Source organism: Neisseria sp. P0024.S006 (genome assembly GCF_051956595.1).
Taxonomy (GTDB): Bacteria; Pseudomonadota; Gammaproteobacteria; order Burkholderiales; family Neisseriaceae; genus Neisseria.
This window is the reverse complement of sequence record NZ_JBQCXH010000001.1, coordinates 718,681-730,989: the sequence shown is the minus strand read 5'-3', so window position 1 is coordinate 730,989 and position 12,309 is coordinate 718,681. Positions and strand designations below refer to the sequence as shown.

The 12,309-nt window shown below is 52.4% G+C and carries 10 protein-coding genes; 6 read left to right on the top strand and 4 right to left on the bottom strand.

Going from position 1 to position 12,309, the window contains the following annotated elements:
* Positions 1-23 precede the first annotated feature (23 nt).
* Positions 24-2,780: a class I SAM-dependent DNA methyltransferase gene (locus ACTHUF_RS03475; RefSeq protein ID WP_440407073.1), complete on the bottom strand. Its 2,757-nt coding sequence runs from the start codon at positions 2,778-2,780 to the stop codon at positions 24-26.
* A 262-nt stretch (positions 2,781-3,042) separates the two neighbouring features.
* Here ACTHUF_RS03475 and ACTHUF_RS03470 point away from each other — a divergent pair, with 262 nt between their 5' ends.
* The 4 genes from ACTHUF_RS03470 to ACTHUF_RS03455 all read left to right on the top strand — a co-directional run bounded on the left by ACTHUF_RS03470 (position 3,043) and on the right by ACTHUF_RS03455 (position 5,279).
* Entirely contained in the window at positions 3,043-3,477 is a 435-nt protein-coding gene (locus ACTHUF_RS03470) for a DUF883 family protein (protein WP_070843376.1), read from the top strand.
* Positions 3,478-3,586: 109 nt separating this feature from the next.
* Positions 3,587-3,994 (top strand): phage holin family protein, encoded by a 408-nt coding sequence (locus ACTHUF_RS03465; protein ID WP_315094705.1) that lies wholly within the window; start codon positions 3,587-3,589, stop codon positions 3,992-3,994.
* Positions 3,975-4,241 carry a hypothetical protein gene (locus tag ACTHUF_RS03460; RefSeq protein ID WP_314060945.1) on the top strand — a complete coding sequence of 89 codons (267 nt, stop codon included), beginning with the start codon at positions 3,975-3,977 and terminating at the stop codon, positions 4,239-4,241. Before ACTHUF_RS03465 ends, ACTHUF_RS03460 begins: the two co-directional genes overlap by 20 nt.
* A gap of 225 nt (positions 4,242-4,466) precedes the next feature.
* On the top strand, positions 4,467-5,279 hold the full coding sequence (locus tag ACTHUF_RS03455) for a phosphatidylserine decarboxylase (RefSeq protein WP_315094709.1): 813 nt from the start codon (positions 4,467-4,469) through the stop codon (positions 5,277-5,279).
* Between the two features lie 83 nt (positions 5,280-5,362).
* On the opposite strand, the gene znuD is transcribed toward ACTHUF_RS03455, so the two are convergent.
* The 3 genes from znuD to ACTHUF_RS03440 all read right to left on the bottom strand — a co-directional run bounded on the left by znuD (position 5,363) and on the right by ACTHUF_RS03440 (position 9,863).
* Positions 5,363-7,651 carry a TonB-dependent zinc receptor ZnuD gene (znuD, locus tag ACTHUF_RS03450; protein ID WP_440407070.1) on the bottom strand — a complete coding sequence of 763 codons (2,289 nt, stop codon included), beginning with the start codon at positions 7,649-7,651 and terminating at the stop codon, positions 5,363-5,365.
* Between the two features lie 220 nt (positions 7,652-7,871).
* Entirely contained in the window at positions 7,872-8,354 is a 483-nt protein-coding gene (locus ACTHUF_RS03445; protein WP_315094713.1) for a cupin domain-containing protein, read from the bottom strand.
* A gap of 99 nt (positions 8,355-8,453) precedes the next feature.
* Positions 8,454-9,863 (bottom strand): leucyl aminopeptidase, encoded by a 1,410-nt coding sequence (locus ACTHUF_RS03440; protein ID WP_049349045.1) that lies wholly within the window; start codon positions 9,861-9,863, stop codon positions 8,454-8,456.
* Between the two features lie 158 nt (positions 9,864-10,021).
* On the opposite strand from ACTHUF_RS03440, the gene lptF reads away from it, so the two are divergent.
* Positions 10,022-11,137 (top strand): LPS export ABC transporter permease LptF, encoded by a 1,116-nt coding sequence (lptF, locus tag ACTHUF_RS03435; RefSeq protein ID WP_003686055.1) that lies wholly within the window; start codon positions 10,022-10,024, stop codon positions 11,135-11,137.
* Positions 11,134-12,204 (top strand): LPS export ABC transporter permease LptG, encoded by a 1,071-nt coding sequence (gene lptG / locus ACTHUF_RS03430; RefSeq protein ID WP_315094718.1) that lies wholly within the window; start codon positions 11,134-11,136, stop codon positions 12,202-12,204. Before lptF ends, lptG begins: the two co-directional genes overlap by 4 nt.
* Positions 12,205-12,309 lie beyond the last annotated feature (105 nt).

Below are 12,309 nucleotides of genomic sequence, written 5' to 3'. Positions count from 1 at the left end.
AATGTCGGGGCAAAGATGCCGTTTTACGGCGTTTTTTGGCCGTTGACGGCTTTTTCGTATAAATCAAACAAAAATTCTACGCGCTCCATGCCGTCTGAAAAGGGTTTGGCGCGGTAGAGGCGGTCAACGGCGACATCAAGGCAGAGATGGGCTTCTTTAAGCGGCAGCGGCATTTTGTCGGGGTCGTAGAGCTGCGCGAGGGTTTGGTCGGGGTAGTCGGCGCGGATAAGCAGGATGTCTTCGGCAAGCGCGGCTATGTGAGATTTTTCAGCTTCGTCGGCTTCGGGCCAAGGAAAATTGTTGTACACAATCGTGCCGGAATAGCGATAACGGCTTTCCAGACGGCCTGCGACGGTACGCATCCAGTCGTTGTGCATGGCTGAAGTGAGGATGCCGAATTCGTAGAGGGTGGCATTGGGGATAGTTTGGTTTAGATTTGTGCTGATAGTTTCGCCATTTAAAAAACCAATAGGGACATATTTTCGGCGTTCGGAGGATACGCTGGGAACAAGGATGTAGTTCGCCGGATTGTTGGTGTCGCGGAACAAATGCGGTGTACCAACCAGTTTGAGGCGGTCTGAGTTTTTATCACCAGCGGCGCGGTAGGCTCGGTTGCGTTCTACTCTTTCTGCAACGAGGGGATGTTTTTCAGGCAGGCTGTCGAGGTCTTCTTGGGTCAGGTCAGTCAGCCAGAGACACCAGCGTTGTTTGCCGTTGAGGAATTCGTCGGAGCCGAGCAGTTTTTTAATCCATTTGGCAGACTGAGGCTCGCGGGCGATGAGGCTGTCTTTTTCTTCTGTGGTCAGGATGAGGTTGCCACCTTCAGTCGGCTGATTACCTCGAATAATTTTGGGAACGTCCCCTAGGGGCTGCTCACGGGCAGCAACCGCAAGATTGTTGCCTGTAATCAGGTAGGGGCTGATGTTGGCAACGCTTTGGCTGTGCCATTCTTTATCGAGAAGCTTGTAGAGCTTGGGCTGCGCGCTATTGGGGCTGAGGCCGTCTGAAAGATGCGTGGCTTCCAGGCCAATGATGACGACGTGGACGGCGGCTTTGTCTTTGGCATTGTTTGCCCACGGGAAGGTTTGGTAGGCAAAGGCGATGCGGTTGCCCAATGAGAAAATAGGGGGCCAGAGGGTGGCGACCTGGTCGCCTTGGCTGATGGAATTGGTGGCGACAAGGGCGAGCCTGGCGCGGCTGGCGCGGATATATTGCGCACCTTTCCAAAACCAACAGGCAACGTAATCCAAGACGCCGTATTTTTTCCAGCCGTCAAAAACCATATCCATATCTTCGTTTTGTTCCGCGTCGCGCGAATTTGAGCCGCCAAACGGGGGATTGCCGACGATATAGACTTCGTCTTCTGTACGGTTGCCGCGGGGGCAGAAGGCCTCCCAGTCTTCGCGCAGGCTGTTGGCGGCCTTAATGTTGCCGCCGCTTTTGAGGGGCAGGGTGGGCAGACTGTTGCCCAGCTCGTTTTCGTGGGCAAGGTTCATTTGGTGTTCGGCCAACCAAAGCGAGAGCATAGCGATTTCGTGGGCGAAGTCGTCCAGCTCGATGCCGTAAAATTGGTCGAGGCGGATTTGGCTGCTGAAGATGGCGTTGCTGTCGATGTCTTTGACGGCTTTGAAGATTTCGATTTCGAGGCGGCGCAGCTCTTTGTAGGCGATAATCAGGAAATTGCCGCTGCCGCAGGCAGGGTCGAAGATTTTGATGTTGCCCAGCCGCATGGAGAGGCTGTATAGGGCTTTCAGACGGCCTTCATTGCTGGGATAGCGTTTAAAGATGTCTTGAAACGCCGTCTGAAGCTCGTCAAGAAAGAGCGGCTTGATGGCCTTCATGATGTTGGGGACGGAGGTGTAGTGCTGCCCCAATCGGCTGCGCTGTTTCGGGTCTATCACGCTTTGAAACATGGAGCCGAAAATGTCGGGATTGATTTCGGACCAGTCGAGTTTGCCGCATTCGAGCAAAAGGCGGCGGGTGCGGGTATCGAAATCGGGGACAGGCTCGTCTGCTTGGAAAAGTCCGCCGTTGACATAGGGGAAACTTGCAAGATGGACGGGCAGGGCTTCGGAACGTTTTTCAGGGGGCGTGTCGAGGGTTTGGAAAAGTGCGGTCAGGACTTCGTCTGCATTTTCGCCGGTTTTGTGCGTATGGCTTTCGATGAGTTTGGTAAAGCTGTCTTTTGGGAAGATTTTGGTGTCTTCGGCAAAAAAGCAGAAGAGCAGGCGGGTCAGGAAGACATTGAGGGCATGGATGTCTTCGGATTTTTCAAGATAGTTGGTGCGGCGGATATGGTCGAAAAGGCGTCCCATTTTTTCGGCGGCTTTGGTGTCGGCGGGATTTTCTTCAAATCCGCTGCTTTTTTCCAAGCCTGCCAGGGGAAGGAAAAAGCCGTAGTTTTGCGCTAAATCGGTGTAGGCGCATTCGAGGTAGTCGTCGGCTTGGCTATCGTAGGCGGCGATGTTTTGAAAATCGGTTACGATAAAGAAGCGGATTTTGTTTTTGTCGGCGGAAGGTGATTGTTTCAGGGTTTGCAGGATGTCGTAAATGTCTGCCCCGGTGTCGGCAGGTTTGAAATAGAGTTTGCGGCTGAGGGCAATTTCGCCATGCAGGGGCATATCGGCAATGTTGGTGCCGGGGGTTTGGTTTTGCAGTTTGGTAATGGTGGCTTTCGGGGTATCGAACAGGCGCAGGAAGCCATAGATGAAGTTTGCTTTGTCTTCCGACTGCACGAGCTTGGCCAGCCCGTCAAAAAGTTTGGTAGGATTGACTGCCATGGTTGCGATACCTTTGTTAAGAAATTGTAATGATATGAAATTATATCTTTTTTTACCAAGAAAGAATATTGGAATAGGCTGTGTAAAAGGTATTTAATAGGCCGTCTGAAGTTTTCAGACGGCCTTTTTTAATTTCATTTGGTTGTTTTCATAATAAGCACTTAATTTTATTTAAATTAACGTTTATTTTAGAATAAACGGTTATAATTTATTAACAGATAAATATTCTGTAACCATATCAACCTATATCAAGGAGAAAGGCATGAAAAAACACGATTTTGAAGCACGTCGCGAGGCTTTGCTGAAAGACATCCGAGAAGTGATGGATGATGTGGAAGAGTTGTACCGCGATGGTGTGGAAGCCGGTTCGGAAGAGGGCGGCAAAGCCCGGGCCAAATTGGAAGAGAAATTGGCCGCGGCCAAAGAGCGTTTGAGCCGTTTTGAAGAAGAGGCCGGCGAACGTTTGCGCCATCATGCCGAGCGTGCGCGTGAGAAATACGAGCAGTTTGAAGAGGCGGCTCAGGAACGTTTTAAAGAAGGCAAAGAGCGTTTTGCCGAATTTGAAGCTGATGCGGGCGAGCGTTTGAAACGCGGTGCCAAACACGCTGATGAAGTGGTGCATGAAAAACCATACTATGCGATGGGTTTTGCCGCATTGGCCGGTTTGGTTGTCGGTGTGTTGTTGAACCGCCGTTAATGTGAATATGTTAAGGCCGTCTGAACAGGTGTGTATATGAAATCATGGATTTCATTGCGCCGTGCAGACGGCCTTAGCCTTATGTTTCCTGAGAAAAAGGATAATCGAGATGGGAATTCGCCAACGTTTTGAACATGGCAAGGCTTTGTTGAATCAGGGCGCGGATTTGCTGCTGCTGCGTTTGCAGGTATTGAGCTTGGATTTGACACGTCAGGCGGAGAATGTGTTCCGGTTGGCGGTTTGGCTGGTGTTGTCCGGCGCGCTGTTGATGGTGGGCTTGGTCGGTTTGCTGTTCGGCTTGAACCGCGTGCTGTCGGATGTGGCGGCGTTGTGGGTGTTTTTCGGCATTTTCTTCTTGAGCCTGCTGATTATTGCCGTATTGTTCCGCAAAGTATCGGCAGATTATCGGGAGCAGGGCAGTCGTGTGGCTGAGACCTTGCAGGATATTCGGACGGATATTGCGTATTTGCGCGGTGAGATAGACAAGGGTGCGGACGATGAAGCAACAGGAGTATGAAGAAGCGCGTGAGCTGCTGCTTTTGGAAGCCAAGCTGGTGCGGCTGCGGATTGAGGCGGAAAATTTGAAACTGCGTAAAGTGGAAGAACGGGAGGCGCGGCAGTCCGATCGTTTGATGATGTTGGCCGATGTGGCGTTTCAGTTGAGCCAAACGCGTTTGCTGTCTCAACGCGCTTTGTTTTCTACATCGCGCCGGCGGCATTGGATTTGGTTGGTATTGGCGGTCGTATTGGGCTTGTCGAGATAATCGGGAGCGGAGGGGTAGTCTAAACATTGTCTGCGGCGCTGTGTTGGATTGTGTGAGCCGCTTGTTGAGGACGCTGCGTTATTGTGTTGCCGAGATTTAAACTTTATCTATGTTGAGTATTTTTTACAAAAGACACCGGCCGTCTGAACATTTCAGACGGCCTCAATGTTTGGAGTTTCAGATATAATGGCGGCAATTTTGAGATTGTTAAATGAAGGATAAGTGATGAACCGTTTGTATCCCCACCCGATTATCGCCCGCGAGGGCTGGCCGATTATCGGCGGCGGTTTGGCTTTGAGCCTGCTGGTGTCGATGTGCTGCGGCTGGTGGTCTTTGCCGTTTTGGGTGTTTACCGTATTTGCCCTGCAGTTTTTCCGCGACCCTGCGCGTGAGATTCCGCAAAATCCTGAAGCGGTGTTGAGCCCGGTTGACGGCCGTATTGTGGTGGTCGAGCGCGCACGCGATCCGTATCGTGATGTCGATGCTTTGAAAATCAGTATTTTTATGAACGTGTTCAACGTGCATTCGCAAAAATCGCCTGCCGATTGTACGGTAACGAAAGTGGTCTATAACAAAGGCAAATTCGTGAATGCGGATTTGGACAAAGCCAGCACGGAAAACGAACGTAACGCGGTGTTGGCGACTACGGCCTCTGGTCGTGAAATTACTTTTGTTCAAGTGGCCGGTTTGGTGGCGCGCCGTATTTTGTGCTACACCCAAGCCGGTGCGAAACTGTCCCGTGGCGAACGCTATGGCTTTATCCGCTTTGGTTCGCGCGTGGATATGTATCTGCCTGTCGATGCGCAGGCGCAAGTGGCGATTGGCGATAAAGTAACCGGCGTCAGCACTGTATTGGCACGTTTGCCGCTGAGTGCGCCGCAAACTGAATCTGAGCCTAAAACTGCAACTTCACAAGCCGCGCCTGCTTCTCAAGCAGCCCCGGTTGAAACAGTGGCAAACCCATCTACCGAACAGCAGCAAATCGAAGCGGCGGCGGCTAAGATTCAAGCGGCTGCGCAAGATGTGTTGAAAGATTAATGGCTGGTTTTAAAACTGGTTTAAAGTAAGAAAAAGGTTTTCAGACGGCCGTCTGAAAACCTTTTTTGTTTATCTATCTGATTTTAAAACTTCACGTTTACGCCGCCGGTAAAGCTGCGGCCCATTTGCGGCGTATCAGAGAGGAAGCTGCTGTGGGCGTAAACGGATTGGTTGAGCAGGTTGTCGGCTTTGACGTACCAATTCCACTCGCCATAGCGCGTATTGCGGCGGTAGTTTGCGCCGAGGTTGAGCATATGGTGTCCGGGCGTGCGCGTTTCGTAGCGGGCGAGTTTGTTTTGGGCGAACACGCGGTAGTAGTCCAAATTGGCATCGATGCGGTCGGTCAGCGCGGCTTTCAGGTGGACGCCGAGGCGAGCGGCCGGAACGCGGGGTGCGTTTTGGTCGTCCTGCGCGATGAAAGGACGGTTGCCGTAGGCATCTTCCCTGCCGGGCAGCGATGGCAGGTTTTTCAGACGACCTCTGACGTAGTCGCCGGAAAGTCCGATGCGGTAGCGCGGCGTGGGCTTGAAGTAGATTTCGCCTTCCGCGCCGTAGAAGTCGGCGCCGGATTGGTTGTAGCGCACGAGCTTCATTTCGCTGTCGTCTTCGATGGATTTGGGGCCACGTCCGTCGTTTAAGGTTTGGGCGTAGATGTAGTTGCCGAAGCGGTTGCGGTAGAGTGCCAGATTGTATTGCCAGCGGTCGCCTTCGTAGGCCAGCGCGAGTTCGATGTTGTTGGAACGCTCTTTGTTGAGGTGTTTGTTGCCGACTTCAAAGGTATTGGTGGCAACGTGTTTGCCGTGTGCGTACAGTTCTTGCGTTGACGGCAGGCGTTCCTGATGGGAGGCGGTCAGACTGAGTTTGTGATGTGGCGTGAAATACCAGTTGCCCGAAAGCGCGAACGAGCGGGCGGTTTGGCGGTGCGCGCCGAGGTCGGGCAGGGGCTGGTTGTAGTAGTTTTCCCGATCAATCAATGCTTTGTCGTATTGGATGGAGGCTTTTTGTTTTTCCACGCGTACGCCACCTTCAAGCGTGAAATTGTCCCAGTTTGCCTGTTCTACTCCGAAAAAGCTGTAATGGCGGACATTGTTGTCAATCAGCATCGGTTGTTGGACGGTTTCGGGAATGGCGGAAAGCGCGCTGGATTTTTGTCCCAAATATTGCACGCCCCAGCTGCCTTTCAGACGGCCTATGGGTTGGTGGCGCAACTCGATACGGGCGTTGTGTGTTTTGTTGTTGAAGAAGTTTTCTACTGCATCGCCTGCTTTTTCGTCGTGGTGGTAGTCGTTGCGGTTCAGGTGTACGCGCAGGGCTTCAAAACCGGGGAATGGCTGCTTCCATTCGGCGCGGAGTTCGTAGCGTTTGTTGCGCAGGTCTATCCACGGTTTGCCGTTGTGGGCATGGGCGTGTGCATTATCGTCGTCGTGGAAGCCGCAGCTCAAGCCCGGGTTGTCGTAATCGATGTCTTCTTCGGTCAGCAGGTGCGGATAAAGCTGCAAATAGCGTTTGTTAATCAAACTTTTCTGCCAGATGATGTCGGCGTGGCAGTCGTCGTAGAGATGGCTGTGGGCAGGCAGGCCGTAGCGGTCGCGACGGTCGCTGTACGCCACGCCGAGAAAACCTTTATCCCCAACCCAAGACAGGCCGATGCTGCCTGTTTTTGAATCGGCATGGCTGTCGGGCAGTCGTTTCAGACGGCCTTCTTCTTTTTGATAGCGCGGTACGGCGTAATCGCCTGATTTGCGGTACAAGTCTTCGGTATGCAGCACGAAGTTTTTGTCCAAGCCGATATTGATGCCTGCGGATGTCAGTTTTTCCAAATTGCCGCTGCTCAAACGCAATCCGGCTTCGCCCGATACGCCGTTTTCAGGCATTTTTTCGGGGATTTTGCCATCGGCAACATCGACCAAACCGGCCACATTGCCCGAGCTGTACAAGAGCGTAACCGGGCCGCGCAGGATTTCGACCTGTTGCGACAAGGCGCTGTCCACCATCAGGGCATGGTCTGGCGAGAAGTCCGCCATGTCACCCGTTTCGCCGTGATGGTTCAATACTTTAATCCGTCTGCCTGTTTGACCGCGAATGACGGGAGCGGACGCGCCGCCGCCGTATTGCGAAGCATGAATGCCCGGTACGCCGTCCAAAGCATCGCCCAAGTTGACGGCTTTTTGGCGCAAGGTATCACCGGAGATGATTTTGTCGGAGGCGGTCGAAGCGTGCAGCAGCCCCGACGTTGCACGCGGACGGCTTTTACCGACGACGGTAACCTCGTCCAAGTCAACCGACTGCTCGGTTTCATGCGCTTGGGAGAGGATGGGGGCGCTGATTAAAAGAATAGATAAAACAATGGGTTTGAGTGTGGTTTGTGTCATTTTAGTTTCTCATCATATTTCGAAAGACTGTTATTATATAACATTGCACCATTCATATGATAAGAATTTTGAGAAAAAAAGGCCGTCTGAAAACGAAGCGTGGTTTTCAGACGGCCTTTAGCTTGTATGCAGGTTTAAATGAAAACGGAACAATCTCTCTGCTGCCTGGTTTTATTAAGACAGAAAAATCACGGCAGATTATTTGTTTTCATTGAAGGTATTACTTGGTTTCGGCGGCTTTAGCGCCAGCGGTTTCTGCAATCAAATCCAAGAATACCAACGGCTTTTTGCCGATATTTTTGAGTGCATGGGACTGGCCGGGGCGGGCGATGGTAATGTCCCCTGCGCCGACTTGGGTCTGTTTGCCCGTGCTGTCAGTAAACAGGCCTTTGCCGGATACGATGATGTAAACGTCTTCATTGCCGGTATGTTTGTGTTGGCCGATGGAAGCGCCCGGCGGCAATGTGAGCCAGCCGATTTCTTTGAATGCGTCTTGGTCGGCGGTTTGATGGCGCGTGAAGGCAAAGCTGCCGAGCAACGGGCCTTGGCCTCCGGCTGCGTTTTCGCGGTTCCATTCTGCTAAGTCGGCTTTTTTGTACACTTGGATGCTGCGGTCGGTGGGGGTGGTTTGCTCGGCAGCTTGGGCGTTTAGAGATGTGCCGAGCAGAAAGGCGACAGATAATGCGGCAAATAGTGGTTTCATGGTGGTTCTCCGTTTGTCAGGTTGAGTCAGATATGCGGATTCCGTTTTCAGACGGCCTGCGGGGTTGAAACGATTAACCCCGCAGGCTTCCCCCAAGATTTATTTCACATTGCGCAGATAGTTCAACAATAAAGGAACAGGGCGGCCGGTCGCGCCTTTTTCACCGCCGGATTTCCATGCGGTACCTGCGATGTCGAGGTGTGCCCATGGATAGTCTTCGGTAAAGTAAGACAGGAATGTTGCGGCGGTAATCGTGCCTGCACCTGGCGTGCCGATGTTCGGAATGTCGGCAAAGTTGGATTTGAGTTGGTCTTTGTAAGTCTCAAAGAGCGGCAGTTGCCATGCTTTGTCGTCCACGTTGCGGGAAGCGGCCAGCAGGCTGTCGACCAAATCCTGATTGTTGCCCATCACGCCGCTGACGTCATGTCCCAAGGCGATGATGCACGCACCGGTCAGGGTGGCGACGTCGATGACGGCTTTAGGTTTGAATTGTTCGGCGTAAGTCAATGCGTCGCACAAAATCAGACGGCCTTCGGCATCGGTGTTCAACACTTCGATGGTCAAGCCTTTCATGCTTTTCACGACGTCGCCCGGTTTGTTGGCCGCGCCGGAAGGCATGTTTTCACAAGTGGCGACGATGGCGATGAGGTTGATCGGCAGTTGCAGTTTGACGGCGGCGCAGAAGGTGCTGATGACGGTTGCCGCGCCACACATGTCGAACTTCATTTCGTCCATGTTCAGGCCGGGTTTGAGGGAAATGCCGCCGGTGTCGAAGGTAATGCCTTTGCCGACCAATACCACAGGTGCGGCTTCTTTGTCGGCCGCTCCGAAATAGCTCAGTTCGACCAAATATGGGTCTTCGACGCTGCCTTTGGCGACAGACCAGAACGAACCCATGTTTTCTTTAATGTAGTCTTTTTCAATGATTTTGGCGTGTGCGCCCAGTTTTTCGGCTTCGGCTTTGGCAGTGCGTGCTAAAAATTCCGGCGTGCATTCGTTGGGCGCGGCATTACCCAAGTCACGGCAGAGGCTTTGTCCGTAAACTTGCGCTTCGGCGACGCGCAGGGCTTCTTTGACGGCGGCTTCGTGTGCGGTGTGGAACACGGCTTCTGTAAATTTGGCGGGCTTGGCTTCTTTTTTGTAGCGGTCGAAACGGTAGGCGGCGTTGCCGAACGCGATGGCAAAAGCTTCGGCAACGGCTGCTGCTTGCGCTTCTTCAAAGGCATGAACGTCCACATTGACCGTTTCTTGGTTTTGCGCCCATTTGGCGGCTTCGGCGGCGGCTTTGTTCAATGCGGCGCGGTCGGTTTTTTCGAGGCGGACGACGGCGACTGCCTGCAAACCGTTGTCCGTCGGGATTTTGGTGTCGGCGAAATTTTGACCTTCTTCAAGGGAAGCGAAGAGGGCGAGGGCAGTCGGGTTGCTCAGTTGCGATGCTTCGGCGCAGACAAATAATTGCGCACCTGCCTGTTGAGCCTGCAAAGTTTCGGCTTTTGTGCTAAATTTCACGTTTATTCTCCTGATTGGAACGGTTGTCGGTTATTCAGACGGCCTGTTGACCAACCGTCCGAACAGATGAAAATCATTGTACTCCATTTGTGTCATGCCGTCTGAAGCCTTATGAATAAATATGGGTTTCCCATAAACCGTAGACCACGCTCAATCTTATGATTTACCAAAGAAACTTTATTAAAGAACTTTCCTTTACCGCCGTCGGCATCTTTGTCGTCCTCTTGGCGGTATTGGTGTCCACGCAGGCCATTAATCTGCTTGGCCGTGCAGCCGACGGGCGTGTCGCCATCGATGCCGTGTTGGCCTTGGTCGGCTTCTGGGTCATCGGCATGACGCCGCTTTTGCTGGTGTTGACCGCATTTATCAGTACGTTGACCGTATTGACCCGTTACTGGCGAGACAGCGAAATGTCGGTTTGGCTCTCCTGCGGATTGGCATTGAAACAATGGATACGCCCGGTTATGCAGTTTGCCGTGCCGTTTGCCATTTTGATTGCCGTCATGCAGCTTTGGGTGATGCCGTGGGCAGAGTTGCGCAGCCGCGAATATGCCGAAATCCTCAAGCAGAAGCAGGAATTGTCTTTGGTGGAAGCCGGCGAGTTCAATAACTTGGGCAAGCGCAACGGCAGGGTTTATTTTGTCGAAACCTTCGATACCGAATCCGGCATCATGAAAAACCTGTTCCTGCGCGAACAGGACAAAAACGGCAACGACAACATCGTTTTTGCCAAAGAGGGCAATTTTTCGCTGACCGACAACAAACGCACGCTTGAATTGCGCGACGGCTACCGTTACAGCGGTACGCCCGGCAAAGCCGATTACAACCGCGTTTCTTTCCAACACCTCAGCCTGATTATCAGCACTACGCCCAAACTCATCGACCCTGTTTCACACCGCCGTACTATTCCGACCGCCCAACTGATTGGCAGCAGCAATCCCCAACACCAAGCGGAATTGATGTGGCGCATTTCGCTGACCGTCAGCGTTTTGTTGCTGTGCCTGCTTGCCGTGCCGCTTTCCTATTTCAATCCGCGCAGCGGCCATACCTACAATATCCTGATTGCCATCGGTTTGTTTTTGGTTTACCAAAACGGGCTGACCTTTCTGCGCAATGCCGTGGAAGACGGCAAAATCCATTTTTGGCTCGGACTGCTGCCCATGCACATCATCATGTTCGTGATTGCCGTTGTCCTGCTGCGCGTGCGCAGTATGCCCAGCCAACCTTTTTGGCAGGCGGTTGCCAAAAGTCTGACATTGAAAGGCGGAAAATGAACCTGATTTCACGTTACATCATCCGTCAAATGGCGGTTATGGCGGTTTACGCCCTTCTTGCCTTCCTCGCTTTGTACAGCTTTTTTGAAATCATCAACGAAGTCGGCGATCTTGGAAAAGGCAGCTATAACGGCGCAAAATTGGGGCAGTATGTTTTAATGCAGATGCCTGCGCGTGCATATGAATTGATGCCGCTTGCCGTTTTGATCGGCGGCCTGATTTCCCTCAGCCAACTGGCTTCCGGCAGCGAGCTGACCGTTATCAAAGCCAGCGGCATGAGCACCAAAAAGCTGCTGTTGATTCTGTCTCAGTTCGGACTGGTTTTCGCCATTGCCACCGTTGCGCTTGGCGAATGGGTTGCACCCACGCTGAGTCAAAAAGCCGAAAACATCAAAGCCGCCGCCATCAACGGCAAAATCAGTACCGGCAATACCGGCCTTTGGCTGAAAGAAAAAAACAGCATCATCAACGTGCGCGAAATGTTGCCCGACCATACGCTTTTGGGCATCAAAATTTGGCAGCGCAACGATAAAAACGAACTGACCCAAGCGGCAGAAGCCGAATCCGCCGTTTTGAATCCCGACGGCAGTTGGCAGCTGAAAAACATCCGCCGCAGCATATTGGGCGAAGATAAAGTCGAGGTTTCTACTGCCGCAGAGGAAAACTGGCCGATTTCCGTCAAGCGCAACCTGATGGACGTATTGCTCGTCAAGCCCGACCAAATGTCTGTCGGCGAATTGACTACCTACATCGACCATCTGGAAAAAAACAACCAAAATACCCAAGTCTATGCCATCGCATGGTGGCGCAAGCTGGTGTATCCCGTTGCCGCATGGGTGATGGCGCTTGTTGCCTTCGCATTTACCCCTCAAACCACGCGCCACGGCAATATGGGCTTGAAACTTTTCGGCGGTATCTGTCTCGGTTTGCTGTTCCACTTTGCCGGACGGCTCTTCGGTTTTACTAGCCAGTTGTACGGCGTGCCGCCGTTTTTGGCGGGTGCATTGCCGACGGTTTTGTTTGCACTGTTGGCGGTGTATCTGATACGCCGTCAGGAAAAAAGATAAGGCAAAATCAACTTCAGGCCGTCTGAAAGGCAATCTTCAGACGGCCTGAGTATTTTGTGTGCAAAAAACAAAATGCTAAAGTAAAATAATACCTTTCCAAACCAA